This is a genomic window from Dyella sedimenti, assembly GCF_022760995.1.
GTDB classification, from domain to species: Bacteria; Pseudomonadota; Gammaproteobacteria; order Xanthomonadales; family Rhodanobacteraceae; genus Dyella; species Dyella sedimenti.
Window position 1 is genome coordinate 956,934 of the sequence record NZ_JAKWJO010000001.1, and the last position, 15,668, is coordinate 972,601.

Genomic DNA, 15,668 nt, shown 5'->3' on the forward strand with positions numbered 1-15,668 from the left:
TGGCGTCGACTGGAATGGGCGGCCCTGGCCGCCCATTCCGCTTTTCGGGCATGGCCATCCCTGGCGGCCACGCCGAGGATCGGTAGAATGCCCCGAGCACCGACTGGAACCCCGACATGAAGCGATTTCTTGCCTCCTCCCTCTGCATCCTGCTCGCCGCCTGCGGCGGCATGCACGGCATGCGCGACAACCTGCCCAAGATGAGCAGCCGCACCAACAAGGACATCCCGACCTACCTGGAGTGCGTGCATGCGAAGTGGGCCGAGATGGGCGAGGTGAGCCTGTCGGACAAGAAGAAGGAAGAGGGTACGCTGACCGGCTCCAACAAGGAGGGCGCCCGCGAGATGCTCAGCGTGACGCCGGATGGCACCGGCGCGCAGGTGATGATGTACGAGACCCAGAATCCCAAGAAGGACTACAACCCGGCGTACCGCGACGCCGCCGTGTCCTGCCTCTGACGCCTCAAAGGCTGCGGCTCGACCAAGGTCGCAAGGTCCACTCCGTGCCGCTGGTCTAGGCTAGGTCCTGACCCGCGGCAGCCGGAGGAAGGGAGCGATGCGGTACGAGGCGTTCTACCAGCGTTCGATCGAGCAGCCGGAAGCGTTCTGGGGCGAGCAGGCCCAACGCATCCACTGGCATACGCCGCCACGGAAGATACTGGATGTTTCCGCCCCGCCGTTCCGGCGCTGGTTCGTCGGCGGCACCACCAACCTCTGCTACAACGCGGTGGACCGGCACCTGGCGGCGCGCGGCGGTCAGTTGGCGCTGGTGGCCGTCTCCACCGAAACCGGGGTCACCCGCGAGCTGACCTATCGCGACCTCTATCGCGAGGTGAATACGTTCGCCGCCGTGCTCGCCTCGCTGGGCGTGGGCCAGGGCGATCGCGTGGTGATCTACCTGCCCAACATCGCCGAGGCAGTGTTCGCCATGCTGGCCTGCGCGCGCATCGGCGCGATCCACTCGGTGGTGTTCGGCGGCTTCGCCGCGCACAATCTGGCGCTGCGCATCGAGGACGCGCAGCCCAAACTGCTGGTCGCGGCCGACGCGGGCATGCGCGGCGGCAAGGTCATTCCCTACAAGCCGCTGGTCGATGCGGCGCTGGAGGAGGCCAGCCACAAGCCGCCGCACGTGCTGATCGTGGATCGCGGGCTCGATCCGCAGATGACCCGCGTGGCGGGACGCGACCTTGACTACGCCAGCCTGCGCGCTTCCTACGAGGGCGCCGAGGTGCCGGTGGCCTGGCTGGAATCGAACGAGCCCAGCTACCTGCTCTACACCTCCGGCACCACCGGCCGGCCCAAGGGCATCCAGCGCGACGTGGGCGGCTATGCGGTGGCGATGGCCATGTCCATCGCCGACATCTTCGACATCGCGCCGGGGCAGGTGATGTTCTCCACCTCCGACGTGGGCTGGGCGGTGGGGCATTCGTACAACGTGTACGGCCCGCTGGTCGGCGGCGCCACCTCGCTGTTGTACGAGGGGCTGCCCACCCATCCCGATCCCGGCGTCTGGTGGCGGCTGTGCGAGCGCTATGGCGTGCGCACCATGTTCTCCTCGCCCACCGGTATCCGCGTGCTGAAGAAGCAGGACCCTGGCTGGCTGAAGAAGTACGACCTGTCCAGGCTCAAATGGCTGTTCCTCGCCGGCGAGCCGCTGGACGAGCCCACCGCGCAGTGGATCACCGAGGGATTGGGCGTGCCGGTGATCGACAACTACTGGCAAACCGAGACGGGCTGGCCGGCGATCACCCTGATGCCGGGCCTGGACCTCAAGCCCGTGAAGTTCGGCTCGCCCGGGCTGCCCAGTCCCGGCTATCGCCTGAAGGTGATCGACGAGACCACCGGCGAGGAACTGCCACCGTACCGCAAGGGCGTGCTGGTGTTCGAGCCGCCGCTGCCGCCCGGCTGCCTGACCACCGTGTGGCGCGACGACGAGCGCTACGTCAACAGCTATTTCAGCCACTTCAAGGAGCTGCTCTACAGCTCGCTGGACTGGGCCATCCGCGACGAGAACGGCTACACCACCATCCTCGGCCGCACCGACGATGTGATCAACGTGGCCGGGCACCGCCTGGGCACGCGGGAGATCGAGGAGTCGGTCGCCACCCATCCCGCCTGCGCCGAGGCGGCGGTGGTGGGCGTACAGGACGAGTTGAAGGGCCAGGTGCCGGTGGTGTTCGCTACCCTCAAGCAGGGCGTGGGCGAACCGGCCGCGACGGTGGCGAAGGCGATGCAGCAGCGCGTGGTGGAACAGCTTGGCGGCGTGGCCAGGCCGGCGCGGGTGTACGTGGTCAACGCCTTGCCCAAGACGCGCTCGGGCAAGCTGCTGCGCCGCTCGCTGCAGGCGCTGGTGCAGCATACCGATCCGGGCGACCTGTCCACCCTGGACGATCCCAACGCCCTGGACGAAGTGCGCCGCGCGCTGGATCGCGGCCCGGACCAGGGCACCTGACCTACGCTTCCCTGTAGGAGCGCAGTGCGCGACCGCGGCGTTTCGACGCCCCATTCCGCGGATTTGTCGCGCACAGGGTGCGCTCCTACAAGACGCGGGGAAGAAAGCCCTCGCCCCTGAAGCAACATCTCATACAGCATGCGAAACCTTTCATGCTGCCGCGCAACAGGGTGTAAACGCGCGCTGCGGTAAAATTGCTGTTTTACGCGGAGGTTCCATGGCCCACATCGCATCCCCCGGCGCGGCATTCCGCGCTGCCCTCGCGGCCGAGCACCCCTTGCAGGTGATCGGCGCCATCAACGCGAACCATGCCCTGCTCGCCAAGCGCGCAGGCTATCGCGCCATCTATCTCTCGGGCGGCGGCGTGGCGGCCGGCTCGCTGGGCCTGCCGGACCTCGGCATCAATACGCTGGACGACGTGCTCACCGACGTGCGTCGCATCACCGACGTCTGCGACCTGCCGCTGCTGGTGGACATCGACACCGGCTTCGGTCCCAGCGCCTTCAATATCGCGCGCACGGTGAAAAGCCTTATCAAGTTCGGCGCGGCCGCCTGCCATATCGAGGACCAGGTGGGCGCCAAGCGCTGTGGCCACCGTCCGGGCAAGGAGATCGTCCCGGTCAGCGAAATGGCCGATCGCGTGAAGGCGGCGGCCGATGCCAAGACCGATCCGGATTTCTTCCTGATCGCCCGCACCGACGCCATCGCCGTGGACGGCGTGGACGCCGCCATCGAGCGCGCCATCGCCTGCGTGGAGGCCGGCGCCGACGGCATCTTCGCCGAGGCGGCCTACGACCTGCCGACCTACCGCCGCTTCGTCGACGCGGTGAAGGTGCCGGTGCTGGCCAACATCACCGAGTTCGGCAAGACGCCGCTGTTCAGCGTGCAGGAACTGGCCACCGCCGGGGTGGGCATCGTGCTCTATCCGCTCTCGGCCTTCCGCGCCATGAACAAGGCCGCCGAGAACGTCTACGAGGCCATTCGCCGCGACGGTCACCAGCGCAACGTCATCGACACGATGCAGACGCGCGAGGAGCTGTACGACCGCATCGGCTACCACGACTACGAGCGCCGCCTGGACGAGCTCTTCGCCAGGAAGGGCTGACCGCGGCCCCCGTTCCACCTGATCCGTTTTCGACGCTGCACGTCTTCAGGAGAAGCACCGAATGACCGAGCAAACCACCCTCCCCAAGCCCAAGAAATCCGTTGCCCTCTCGGGCGTGGCCGCGGGCAACACCGCGCTGTGCACGGTCGGCCGCAGCGGCAACGACCTGCACTATCGCGGCTACGACATCCACGACCTGGCGGCCAAGGGTTGCTTCGAGGAAGTGGCCTACCTGCTGGTGTACGGCGTGCTGCCGAACTGGGCGGAACTGAACGCCTACCGCGCCAGGCTCAAGCGCCTGCGCGGCCTGCCGGCCCCGGTGAAGGGCGCGCTGGAGCTGCTGCCGGCCGCCACCCATCCGATGGACGTGCTGCGCACGGGTTGCTCGATGCTGGGCACCGTGCTGCCGGAGAAGGACGACCACAACGTCACCGGCGCCCGTGACATCGCCGATCGCCTGATGGCCAGTTTCGGCTCGATGCTGCTGTACTGGTACCACTTCAGCCACAACGGCAAGCGCATCGAGACGGAGACCGACGACGAGTCGATCGCGGCCCACTTCCTGCACCTGCTGCACGGCAAGCGGCCGAGCGACCTGCACGCGCAGTCGCTGGACAAGTCGCTGGTGCTGTACGCCGAGCATGAGTTCAATGCCTCCACCTTCACCGCCCGCGTGATCGCCGGCACCGGCTCGGACATGTACTCGGCCATCACCGGCGCCATCGGCGCGCTGCGCGGTCCCAAGCACGGCGGCGCCAACGAGGTGGCGATGGAGATCATCGCGCGCTACCGCAGCGCGGCCGAGGCGGACGCGGACATCCGCGCCCGGGTGGATCGCAAGGAGATCATCATCGGCTTCGGCCACCCGGTCTACACCGTGTCCGACCCGCGCAACGAGATCATCAAGGAGATCTCTCGCAAGCTCTGCACCGAGGGTGGCAACCCGACCCTGTTCGACGTGTCGGAGAAGATCGAGAAGCTGATGTGGGAGCAGAAGAAGATGTTCCCCAACCTCGACTGGTACTCGGCCAGCGCCTACCACATGATGGGCGTGCCCACCGCCATGTTCACCCCGCTGTTCGTGATCTCGCGTACCTCCGGCTGGAGCGCTCACGTGATCGAGCAGCGCCAGGACGGCAAGATCATCCGCCCCAGCGCCAACTACACGGGGCCGGAAGACCAGGCCTACGTGCCGATCGAGAAGCGCTGATCGCATCGACGGCGCGGCGCAAGGAAGAGGGAGCGAAAGCTCCCTTTTTCTTTGCCGTCTTTCGTTTCGGTTCAGGACCCTGTACGACATTGCTATCGTTTCGTGCGCATCGGTGTAACAGGCCTGTTACGCCTGTTCCACAGCGAGGTGCGTTGTGCGCTAGGTGCCGCAAGCCGCTGATCGCCCGACTCATGTCCGCGCGGTTATGAACGCAGCCCCGCGCCTGCCATTCCGGCAGGTGTAACAGCCGTGCGCCAGCCGGAGCCCGCGGGCGATTCGCCCTGGCCGGCCCCGGGAGGAAAGAGTCTTTTCAAGTCACTGATTTCGCAGCCGTCGCAGGCATGCTTGCGCCAATCCGGTGCATGGCATGCATGTTGCGATAAAGGCGTGCTGGATGGCGCAACGCCAGCACTACAGGGGGTCACCGCATCGTTCCAGGAGTAATGACTATGCGTAAGACTCTAATCGCGACCGCGATCGTACTGGGATTGGGATTGGCCCTCCCGGCCTTCGCGGATGACAACACCTCCCATGGCAGCAGCACGTTGACCGACTCGAGCACGCACACCAACTCGAGCACGCATACCAAGACTTTTACTGATGCCTTCAACCCAGGCGATGCGACCACTTCGGGTGAGGGCACCGCGGCGGCCAACAATGGCGGCACCGCTACCGCGACGTTCTCCGATTCGTTCAACACCAACATCGCGGTGGCCAACAGCGAGCTTTCCGGCTCCGTCAGCGATGTCGGCGTCAGCGGCATCGGCAACTGGGCGCAGAACAACGGCGCGGCCAGCGGCGGCCGTGGCGGCAGCGGCGGCAAGGGCATCGGCGGCAAGGCGATCGGCGGCAACGGCGCCAGCGGCGGCGATGGCGGCAACGCCTTTTCGCACAGCGGCCGGGCCGGCGGATCGGGCGCCGATTCGGGCGATGCCGGCGCCTTGAGCGCCTCGCTGGGCGGCTTCTCCAACGGCGGCAGCTCCGGCGATGCCGACAGCCATGCGCACAACCGTGGCGCCGGTTCGGCAGGCGGCGGCACCAACAGCTCGGGCGCCGGCGGCGAATCGACCGGTGGCGCGGGCGGCGCCGGCACCTCGACCGGCACCAGCGGCTATGCGAGCGCGACGGGCGGCACCAGCGGCGCATCCACGGCGGATGCCGGTGGCGGTGGCGCGGGTGGCTCGGGCTCGGGCGGCACCGGCGGTGCCGGTTCGGGCGGCTCGGGTGGCGCGGGCGGTACGGGCGGCACGGCCTATGCCGATGCCGGCACGTTCGACATGTCCAACCAGATGAACAATGCCGCAGCGGCTGCCGCGGGCGTCACGATCATGGCGCAGAACAGCGGTGCGGCATCGCTGGTTCAGCAGAGCGTGAACGTCCAGGCCAACCTCAACCTCGGCCACTGAAATCCGCGGGACCCGCACGGTGGGGCGCTTGCGCCCCGCCGTGCCGGATGCGGATCGCGAAAGCCTGACGGAAAGGGCAGGAGCGTTTGCATCCCTGCCGTGGCGACAACCGAAGCTGGGAGGTAGGCCGTGCAAGCTCTCCAATGGACGCTTGGTTTTACTCTTGCCTGTGCGGCTGCGGTACCGGCCGGAGCCTGCGCGGAAGACGCGCCTGCGCCCGCCGGCTATCTCGCGACAGGCGCGGATTCGCCCATCGCCGTCTATGCGTCGGCGGCGCAGGCGGATGGCGAGGCGGCGATGGATGCAGGGCTGGGCGAGCGCGTGGACAACGCCGCGCTGGCCGGCATGAGCGGCGGCACCATGGTGATCCAGCACACCGCGCTCACCGGCACCGTCTCCAACGACACGGCGAACCACGTGGTCACCGGTGACAACGTCATCATGGGCAGTTCGTTCGCCGGCGAGGCCGGCATCCCGGTGGTGATCCAGAACTCCGGCAACAACGTGCTGATCCAGAACGCCACCGTCCTCAACGTGCAATTCAAGCCATGAACAGGTGGGCGGTGCTGCTGATGGGACTGGCGGCACTGCCGCTCGGAAGCCTTGCTTCCACGCCCATGGGCGTGGTCAGCCCGGGGGCGGGCACCTTCACGGTGCACCTGACGAGCCTGAAGGAGGCGCGCTACAAGAGCACCATCCACCAGAAGTACGACTTCAGCTGCGGCTCGGCGGCCGTGGCCACGCTGCTCACCTACCAGTACGGCTACCCGGTGAACGAGCAGGTCGCCTTCGAGCAGATGTACGTGCATGGCGACCGCGCCAAGATCACCAGGGAAGGCTTCTCGCTGCTCGACATCAAGCGTTTCCTGGCGGCCAACGGCTTCGATGCCGACGGCTTCCGCGTGCCGCTGGACAAGCTGGCGCAGGAACGGCTGCCGGCCATCGTGCTGATCGACGAGAAGGGCTACCACCACTTCGTGGTCATCAAGGGCCTGCGCAACGAGCGTGTGCTGGTTGGCGATCCGGCGCGGGGCACGCGGGTGATCGCGCGCGCGCGCTTCATGGCCATGTGGAAGAACGGGCTGGTGTTCGTCATCCACAACCGGCGCGACCTGGCGGTGTTCAACAGCCTGGGCGACTGGAAGGTGGCGCCGCCCGCGCCATTGGATACCGCCGTCGACCGCAACAGCACTTTCAACCTCGTGATGCCCAAGAAAGGGCCGGACGATCTCTGAGGGACCCGACGATGCGAGCCACGACACGCGTGATCTGTCTCGGTACGGCCTTTGTCGCCGCCGGCACCTGGGGCCTTGGCGCCAGGGCGCAGGCCGCGGCCGCCGTGGCGGGCCTTGCCGACTGGACGGCGCCGGTGAGCCAGCAGACGCTGGCGGAGACGCGGGGCGGCTTCGACGTGGGCAACGGCCTGATGGCGTCGTTCGGCATCGACCGCGCTGTCTACGTCAACGGCGACCTGGTCGCCTCGACCAGCTTCAACATCCCCGACATCGCGCGCATGACCCAGGCGCAGGCGGCGGCGATGGCGACCGCGCTCAATGCGATGTCGCTGACCCAGGTCGGGCCCAACAACACCTTCGATCCCTCGGCGCTCGGCCAGACCTCCGCCGGTACGGTGATCCAGAACACGCTGGACAACCAGAACATCCAGAGCATCACCACGCTCAACACCTCGGTCAACTCGCTCAATGCGTTCCGCGATGCGAACTTCCAGAGCGCGTTGCAGCAGGCGCAACTGCAGTCCCTGGGACATTGAGATGGGACGCGCGCCACCGCCAGCCGTTTCCATCCACGGGCGCGCCGCGGCCGATACCCGCGGCGTGTTCGTCTGCGCACGAAGGCATACCGGGAATCATGGGGAAGCATGATGCGACACGCAGCGTGGCGGTATCTTTGGTCGTCGGGATGTGCCGGGCTGGCCCTGCTCGGCGCGCCGGTCGCGGCGCAGGAACCACCGCCGCCGGCGGGAGCGGCGGCCCCGGCATCATCGGTCCCGCCGGATGAGCTGCGCAGGCAAGTCCAGGAGCAGGGCGAGCGCATCGAGGCGATGCGCAGCCAGATCAGCGCGCAGATCGAGCAGCTCGACGCCATGAAGCGCGCGCTGGCGCAGCAGGAAGCGGACTACCAGTCGCTGCGGCACGCGGTAGGCATGGACGAGCTGGACAAGCAGCGCGCGGGCAGCATCGCCGCTGGCGGTCCGCTGGCCTCGGCCCTGCCCATGCCCGCCTCGGAAGCGGTAGCGTCCAATGCGCCGTCGCCCGATCCGCAGTCGGCCCAGCAGCCAGTCGGGCAGGCGCCGAAGCAGGACACGCGGCCGCCGGAAGTGGCGCCGATCTTCCAGCAACCCGGCGTGCTCACGCCCAAGGGCAAGTTCATCATCGAGCCGGCCTACCAGTACCAGTATTCCTCGGTCGATCGCGTGGCGCTGGTCGGCTATACGGTGATCCCGGCCATCCTGATCGGCCTGATCGATGCGCGCCAGGTCAAGGACACCACCCAGATCGGCTGGTTGACGGGACGCTACGGCATCACCAACCGGCTGGAGGTGGAGCTGCGCGTGCCCTACGTCTATGCGCACCAGGACACGGTCAGCCGCGAGATCTTCACCGGCGCCGCCACCGACAACGCGTTCGGCTCGAGCGGCCACGGCCTGGGCGACATCGAGGCGACCGCGCGCTACCAGCTCAACGTGGGCGGGCCGGACAAGGCGTTCTACGTGGGCTGGCTGCGCGTGAAGTCGCGCACCGGCAAGGACCCGTTCCAGGTCACCACCGACTGCGTCCAGCGCTGCGTGGAGAACGTCATCGACACGGTGGATCTCTCCGCCACCGGCACCGGCCTGCCGCTGCAGCAGCCGACAGGCTCGGGCTTCTGGTCGATCCAGCCCGGCGTCACCTGGCTCTATCCCTCCGATCCGGTGGTGTTCTTCGGCAACGTGAGCTACCTGTACAACGTGGCGCGCGACAACGTGAGCCGGAAAATCCTGCTCGGCGGCACCGAGTACCTGGGCAAGGTCAAGGTGGGCGACGTGGCCGACGTGAGCGTGGGCATGGGCCTTTCGCTCAACGAGAAGGCCTCGATCAGCATCGGCTACGACCAGAGCTTCGTAGGCATCACCAAGCAGAACAACAAGACCGTGCCCGGCTCGGTAAAGACCGTGCTGGGCACGCTGCTGATCGGCGGTTCGTGGCGCTTCAGCGACAAGCGCACGCTCAACTTCACCCTGGGCGTCGGCGTCACGCGCGATTCGCCCGATGCGACGGTGACCGTGCGTGTGCCGATGATGTTCTAGTGTTCTTTGGAGCCTCCATCCCCGCGCGGAGACCGGGAACAGCGCGCCAGCCAGCCGCCCGCGCACACGCCGGCCACCAGCAGCGCGTCGAGCACATACATCGCCCAGGGGCGCGCGTCGAACCAGGGAGCCAGCCAATGGTCGTGGGCGATCATACGCGCCGAGGTCCAGGCGATCGCCGCCGCGCCGATGTACACGATGACCGGAAAGCGCTCGATCAGGCGCAGGATCAGCGACGAGCCCCACACCACCAGCGGCACGCTGATGGCGAGGCCGAGGGCCACCAGCAGCATGTGGCCTTTCGCCGCACCGGCGATCGCCAGCACATTGTCCAGGCCCATCAGCGCGTCGGCCACCACGATCGTGCGCATGGCGGCCCAGAAGTTGCCGGCGGCATCGACCTCGTGCGGCGGCCTGGATTCCTGCCGCAGCAGCTTCCAGGCGATCGGCAGCAGCAACAGGCCGCCCGCCAGCATCAGGCCGGGCAATTCGAGCAGGTAGATCACCACCGCGGTCAGCGCCAGGCGCACCGCCACGGCGCCCATCGTGCCCCACAGCACGGCCTTGCGCTGGATGTGGCGGGGCAGGTTGCGCGCGGCCAGCGCGATCACGATGGCGTTGTCGCCCGCCAGCACCAGGTCCAGCAGCACGATGGCCAGCAGGCCAGAGAGGAAGTCGGTACCCGTCAGTTCCATGCATCGGTCTCCGCGCGTCGGACGAATGCAGCGGCGACGGACGCGCGCGGCCCGTCGCTACTGCAAAAGTCTCGTTCGCGGCGTGGCCGCCGCGGTGACCGGAGCGTGTGGTTCGCTCGTGATGACGGCCGCCGCGTGGGCACGAAAGGACACGTGCCCGGAACTACTCCCTTTTGGAGTCAGTGTTCGACCATTGTCGATGTCAGCGTGCATACCAGTCAAGGCAAGCCGCTTAAGAAGCAGGCTTTCTCCCGTTACAATGGCGGTTTCCCCGTTGCCACGAGATGAGCCCCATGAGCGCGCATGACATCCGTTCCGCCAAGCGTCCCGATCCCGACCAGCCCATGGTCGATGTCGCCAACTATGTCGCCGACTACACGATCGACTCGACCGAGGCGTACGACACCGCGCGCTACATGCTGCTGGACTCGCTCGCCACCGCGATGATGGCGATGAAGTTTCCCGAGTGCGTCAAGCACCTGGGGCCGGTCGTGCCGGGCGCGACCCTGCCGGGCGGCGCCCGCGTGCCGGGCACCAGCCACGAACTGGACCCGGTGCAGGCCGCGTTCGCCATCGGCACGCAGATCCGCTGGCTCGACTTCAACGACACCTGGCTGGCCGCCGAGTGGGGCCACCCGTCGGACAACCTCGGCGCGATCCTGGCCGTGGCCGACTACCTCGGCCGCCAGGCCGAGCGCACCGGCGGCACCTCGCTGACCGTGCGCGACGTGCTCGGCTATGCCATCAAGGCGCATGAGATCCAGGGCTGCTACGCGCTGAAGAACAGCTTCAACCGGGTCGGCCAGGACCACGTGATCCTGGTCCGCCTGGCCTCCACCGCCGTGGCCACCGCCATGCTGGGTGGCAGCAAGGAGCAGATCGTCACCGCTGTGTCGCACAGCTGGATCGACAACGGCGCCCTGCGCACCTACCGCCACGCGCCCAACACCGGGCCGCGCAAGAGCTGGGCCGCCGGCGACGCCTGCCGTCGCGCGGTCACCCACGCCATCAACGCGGTGTATCGCGGCGTGGTGGGCTACCCGTCGGCGCTCTCGGCCAAGACCTGGGGCTTCTACGACGTGGCCTTCAAGGGCAACGCGTTCGAGTTCGAGCGCCCGTTCGGCAGCTACGTGATGGAGAACGTGCTGTTCAAGATCAGCTACCCGGCCGAGTTCCATGCCCAGACCGCGGTGGAGTGCGCCATGAAGCTGCACGGTGCGGTGGCCGGCAAGCTCGACCAGGTCGAAAAGGTGGTGATCGAGACCCAGGAAGCGGGCGTGCGCATCATCGACAAGACCGGTCCGCTGGCCAACTACGCCGACCGCGACCATTGCATCCAGTACATGGTGGCGGTGCCGCTGATCTTCGGCCGCCTGGAGGCTTCCGACTACAACGACGAGGTCGCCGCCGACCCGCGCATCGATGCGCTGCGCGAGAAGATGGTGGTCAGCGAGAACCCGCAGTTCACCAAGGACTACTTCGATCCGGACAAGCGCTACATCGGCAACTCGGTGCAGGTGTTCTTCAAGGACGGCACCAGCACCGAGAAGGTCTCCATCGACTATCCGATCGGCCACCGCAAGCGCCGCGCCGAGGGCATCCCGGTGCTGCTGAAGAAGTTCGAGGCGGCCATGCGCGGCCACTTGCCGGCCCACCGGGTCAAGGCCATCCTGGAAGCCACGGCGGACCCGGCAAAGCTGGACGCCATGCCGGTTCAGGCCTTCCTGGGTCTCTTCACGCTGTAAAGACGGCGTGAGCCGAAAATGAACGGGCGTTTGGGGTCGATTTGCAATTGTTTAACTTTTGCTAAGCTACTCCGCGCCCGTTTCGGGTAAATCAAGCTTCAAGGGTTCGAAGGTCAAATCCGTGGGTTCGAGAGGAGTGGCGATCCACGGCTGATGTATTTCCCGTCTGGGGTGAACGGACGCGTACACCAATAAACGAGGAGACACCTGATGAAACGTAAGGGCTTGTACATCCTGATTGCCCTGGCCCTGGGCGGCGCAGGCGCCGTTCATGCGCAGGACAACACTTCCAGCTCCACGCCGACCTCGACGACGACGACCTCCTACGATGATCGCTGGTACATCGCGCCGACGGTGGGCGGCTACTACAACGATACCGATCGTCACACCAACAGCCGCCAGTTCTACTATGGCCTGGGCTTCGGCCGGTTCTTCTCGCCGAACTTCTCGCTGGACTTCTTCTTCGACCGTACCAAGCGCACGATCGACGACAGTGCCGGCGGCGGCCGCTGGTTCAACAACAATTACGGCGTGGCCGCCCGCTACTACTTCCTCGGCTGGACCGACTGGCGCCCGTACATCCTGGGCGGCGTGATCGGCAGCGATCACCACAACCCGTACGACAGCGGCTGGGATCCGGCCGCCGAGCTGGGCGTGGGCCTGTCCAAGACCATCACCGACAGTTCGGACTTCCGCGTGGAAGCCGGCTACCGCTACGACTGGGACGACAAGTCACAGCCGAGCAAGAACGGCTATGGCGACTGGTTCCTGGGCTTCAGCATCGTCTCGCGCCTCGGGCCGCCGCCGGCCGCCCCGGCGCCGCCGCCGCCGCCGCCGGCTGCGCCGGACTGCTCCAAGCAGTTCCGCAACGGCGTGAACCTGTGCGACAACAAGTGCCCGGATCTGCCGGAAGGCACGATCGTGGGTCCGGATGGCTGCCCGCAGAAGGTGGTGATCGACCTGCGCGGCGTGAACTTCAAGTTCGACCGTCCGAAGAAGGGCGAGACCGACATCGCCAAATCGCTGGCCGAACCGACCAAGGACTCGCTGGCGATCCTCGACCAGGCCGTGGATACCCTGCAGCGCTATCCGCAGGTTCGCGTCACCGTTGCCGGCTACACCGACGGCATCGGTACGGCCCAGTACAACCAGGGCCTGTCGGAGCGCCGCGCGAAGATCGTGTACGACTACCTGACCGCGCACGGCATCGCCGCCAGCCGTCTGGATGGCCCGATCGGCCATGGCAAGAACGACCCGATCGACACCAACGACACGGAAGCCGGCCGCGCCCGCAACCGCCGCACCGAGCTGCAGGTGGAGCAGTAACAGGTTCCATCAGGGACGAAGAGAAAAGCCCGGCGCAAGCCGGGCTTTTCTTTTGGGGGGAGCGCCCTCGCACAGGGTCGGGGGATAAGCAATAGCGTTTTAGGTGGGCCGAGACGCGACATGTTGTCGCATCAAGGGTGTTTCAAGGCAACCCATGCAATGCCAGCCTGAACCATGCTTCACCGGCGTCGTCTCTGCAGGCGTGCGATGGCCTTAACGGTTTTGCTACACTTCGCCCCGCTTTGAATCTTGTGACACTTTCTCGATCGGGACGCAAAGCGCAGGGCAGTGGTTGGGTCCTGCAAGTGGAAGTCAGTTTTGATGCGCGTTTTCCGTCTGGGGTGGAACGGACGCGAATACCAATAAATAAGGAGACACCTGATGAATCGTAAGGGCTTGTATTTCCTGATTGCCCTAGCCCTGGGCGGCGTAGGTGCCGTTCACGCGCAAGACAACACTGCCGGCGCCACGACCGCGCCGGGCTACGACGGCCGCTGGTACATCGCGCCGACCGTTGGCGGCTACTACAACGACACCGATCGCAACACCAACAGCCGCCAGGTCTACTACGGCCTGGGCTTTGGTCGCTTCATCGCCCCGAACACCTCGATCGACCTGTTCTTCGATCGTACCAAGCGCGACGTGGACAACTCGCTGGGTGGCGGTCGCTGGGCGAACAACAACTACGGCGTGGCCGCCCGCTTCTACTACGGCGACTGGAACGCATGGCGTCCGTACGCCCTCGTGGGCGTGATGGGCAGCTACCACCAGAACGCGTCGGACAACGGCTGGTCGCCGGCCGCCGAGGTGGGCGTGGGCCTGTCCAAGACCATCACCGACAGCACGGACTTCCGCGTGGAAGCCGGCTATCGCTACGATTGGGACGACAAGACCCAGCCGAGCCAGAACGGCTACGGCGACTGGTTCCTGGGCTTCAGCATCGTGTCGCGCTTCGGCGAGCCCGCTGCCGCCCCGGCCCCGGCTCCCGCCCCGGCCCCGGCCGCGCCGGACTGCTCCAAGCAGTTCCGCAACGGCGTGAACCTGTGCGACAACAAGTGCCCGGATCTGCCGGAAGGCACGATCGTGGGTCCGGATGGCTGCCCGCAGAAGGTGGTGATCGACCTGCGCGGCGTGAACTTCAAGTTCGACCGTCCGAAGAAGGGCGAGACCGACATCAAGAAGGCGCTGGCTGAGCCGACCGCCGACTCCGTCGCCATCCTCGACCAGGCCGTGGACACCCTGCAGCGTTACCCGCAGGTCCGCGTGACCGTCGCCGGCTACACCGACGCGGTGGGCACCGATGCCTACAACCAGTCGCTGTCGGAGCGCCGCGCGAAGATCGTGTACGACTACCTGACCGCGCACGGCATCGCCGCCAGCCGTCTGGATGGCCCGATCGGCCATGGCAAGAACGACCCGATCGACACCAACGACACGGATGCCGGCCGCGCCCGCAACCGTCGTACGGAGCTGCAGGTCCAGCAGTAATCGGACTTGTCCGCAGCCGTACCGAAAAGCCCGGCGCAAGCCGGGCTTTTCTTTTGCATGACGCGCGCCACGGCGTGCGATCGCCTACCATGCCGTGGTGTCCACCGTGCCTCCGCCTCGCTCCATGCGTCCAGCCCGCCCACCCATGCGTTCCCCTGCGACGCAAGCCCCGCGCCATGGGCTGGCGCGCGTGCTGAGCAAGCTGGGCGTGTGCTCGCGCAGCCAGGCGGAGAAGGCGATACGGGCAGGCATGGTCAGCGTGGATGGCAGGGTGGTACTCGACCCCGAGCGGCCCGCCGACCCGCAACGCCAGCGCATCGTTCTCGACGGCGGGATGGTGGCGGCCAGCGAGCGCATCTATATCGCGCTCAACAAGCCGCGCGGCATCGTGGTGAGCGCGGCGGACGAGCGCGGCCGCGATACCGTGTACGACCTGCTCCGCGATGCCGGCCTGCCATGGCTGGGGCCGGTGGGGCGGTTGGACAAGGCCAGCGAGGGCCTGCTGCTGCTCAGCAATGACAGCGCATGGTCGGCGCGCCTGACCGAGCCCAGTCACCACGTGGATAAGACCTATCACGTGCAGGTGGATGCGATACCGGATCAGGCCTTGCTCGACGCGCTGGTCGCTGGCGTGGTGGAGCAGGGGGAGCGCCTGGCGGCGCGGCGTGCCGTGCTGCTGCGCCAGGGCGAGAAGAACGCCTGGCTGGAGATCGTGCTGGACGAGGGGCGCAACCGGCACATCCGCCGCCTGCTGGCGGCGCATGGCATCGCCGTGATGCGGCTGGTTCGCGTGGCGATCGGTCCGCTGGCGCTGGGCGACCTGGCCAAGGGGCAGTGGCGCCACCTCAGCGAAGCCGAGGTGCAGGCGCTAGGCCTGTAGGAGCGCACCCTGTGCGCGACCGCTTTTCGCGGACACGTTAGCTTTTTGAGGGGCG

General features: G+C 67.0%; 14 protein-coding genes. 13 read left to right on the forward strand and 1 reads right to left on the reverse strand.

Going from position 1 to position 15,668, the window contains the following annotated elements; translation table 11 throughout:
* Positions 1–116 precede the first annotated feature (116 nt).
* From MJ605_RS04370 to MJ605_RS04410, 9 genes are all read left to right on the forward strand, one after another.
* Positions 117–458: a hypothetical protein gene (locus MJ605_RS04370; RefSeq protein ID WP_243039820.1), complete on the forward strand. Its 342-nt coding sequence runs from the start codon at positions 117–119 to the stop codon at positions 456–458.
* A 97-nt stretch (positions 459–555) separates the two neighbouring features.
* Positions 556–2,451, forward strand: a complete 1,896-nt coding sequence (gene prpE / locus MJ605_RS04375; RefSeq protein WP_243039821.1) for a propionate--CoA ligase — start codon at positions 556–558, stop codon at positions 2,449–2,451.
* A gap of 217 nt (positions 2,452–2,668) precedes the next feature.
* The gene (prpB, locus tag MJ605_RS04380; RefSeq protein ID WP_243039822.1) at positions 2,669–3,556 is read left to right on the forward strand and encodes a methylisocitrate lyase; all 888 of its coding nucleotides are present in this window, start codon (positions 2,669–2,671) and stop codon (positions 3,554–3,556) included.
* 61 nt (positions 3,557–3,617) lie between these two features.
* Positions 3,618–4,766 (forward strand): bifunctional 2-methylcitrate synthase/citrate synthase, encoded by a 1,149-nt coding sequence (gene prpC / locus MJ605_RS04385; protein ID WP_243039823.1) that lies wholly within the window; start codon positions 3,618–3,620, stop codon positions 4,764–4,766.
* Between the two features lie 449 nt (positions 4,767–5,215).
* A complete protein-coding gene (locus MJ605_RS19270; RefSeq protein WP_279237367.1) occupies positions 5,216–6,172 on the forward strand; it encodes a hypothetical protein in 957 nt (318 codons plus the stop codon).
* 129 nt (positions 6,173–6,301) lie between these two features.
* On the forward strand, positions 6,302–6,724 hold the full coding sequence (locus tag MJ605_RS04395; RefSeq protein ID WP_243039824.1) for a hypothetical protein: 423 nt from the start codon (positions 6,302–6,304) through the stop codon (positions 6,722–6,724).
* Positions 6,721–7,407, forward strand: coding sequence for a C39 family peptidase (locus tag MJ605_RS04400; RefSeq protein ID WP_243039825.1), 687 nt, complete (start codon positions 6,721–6,723; stop codon positions 7,405–7,407). Before MJ605_RS04395 ends, MJ605_RS04400 begins: the two co-directional genes overlap by 4 nt.
* An 11-nt stretch (positions 7,408–7,418) precedes the next feature.
* Positions 7,419–7,943 carry a hypothetical protein gene (locus tag MJ605_RS04405; protein ID WP_243039826.1) on the forward strand — a complete coding sequence of 175 codons (525 nt, stop codon included), beginning with the start codon at positions 7,419–7,421 and terminating at the stop codon, positions 7,941–7,943.
* Positions 7,944–8,051: 108 nt separating this feature from the next.
* Positions 8,052–9,479, forward strand: coding sequence for a coiled-coil domain-containing protein (locus MJ605_RS04410; RefSeq protein WP_243039827.1), 1,428 nt, complete (start codon positions 8,052–8,054; stop codon positions 9,477–9,479).
* On the opposite strand, the gene MJ605_RS04415 is transcribed toward MJ605_RS04410, so the two are convergent.
* Entirely contained in the window at positions 9,476–10,174 is a 699-nt protein-coding gene (locus MJ605_RS04415; protein WP_243039828.1) for a TerC family protein, read from the reverse strand. The two genes, MJ605_RS04410 and MJ605_RS04415, sit on opposite strands and share 4 nt — an antisense overlap.
* A 293-nt stretch (positions 10,175–10,467) precedes the next feature.
* Here MJ605_RS04415 and MJ605_RS04420 point away from each other — a divergent pair, with 293 nt between their 5' ends.
* The 4 genes from MJ605_RS04420 (at position 10,468) to MJ605_RS04435 (ending at position 15,613) form a co-directional block, all read left to right on the forward strand.
* Positions 10,468–11,919: a bifunctional 2-methylcitrate dehydratase/aconitate hydratase gene (locus MJ605_RS04420; RefSeq protein ID WP_243039829.1), complete on the forward strand. Its 1,452-nt coding sequence runs from the start codon at positions 10,468–10,470 to the stop codon at positions 11,917–11,919.
* A 210-nt stretch (positions 11,920–12,129) separates the two neighbouring features.
* On the forward strand, positions 12,130–13,245 hold the full coding sequence (locus MJ605_RS04425) for an OmpA family protein (protein WP_243039830.1): 1,116 nt from the start codon (positions 12,130–12,132) through the stop codon (positions 13,243–13,245).
* A gap of 381 nt (positions 13,246–13,626) precedes the next feature.
* Entirely contained in the window at positions 13,627–14,733 is a 1,107-nt protein-coding gene (locus tag MJ605_RS04430; RefSeq protein ID WP_243039831.1) for an OmpA family protein, read from the forward strand.
* Between the two features lie 145 nt (positions 14,734–14,878).
* Positions 14,879–15,613, forward strand: a complete 735-nt coding sequence (locus tag MJ605_RS04435) for a pseudouridine synthase (protein WP_243039832.1) — start codon at positions 14,879–14,881, stop codon at positions 15,611–15,613.
* Positions 15,614–15,668 lie beyond the last annotated feature (55 nt).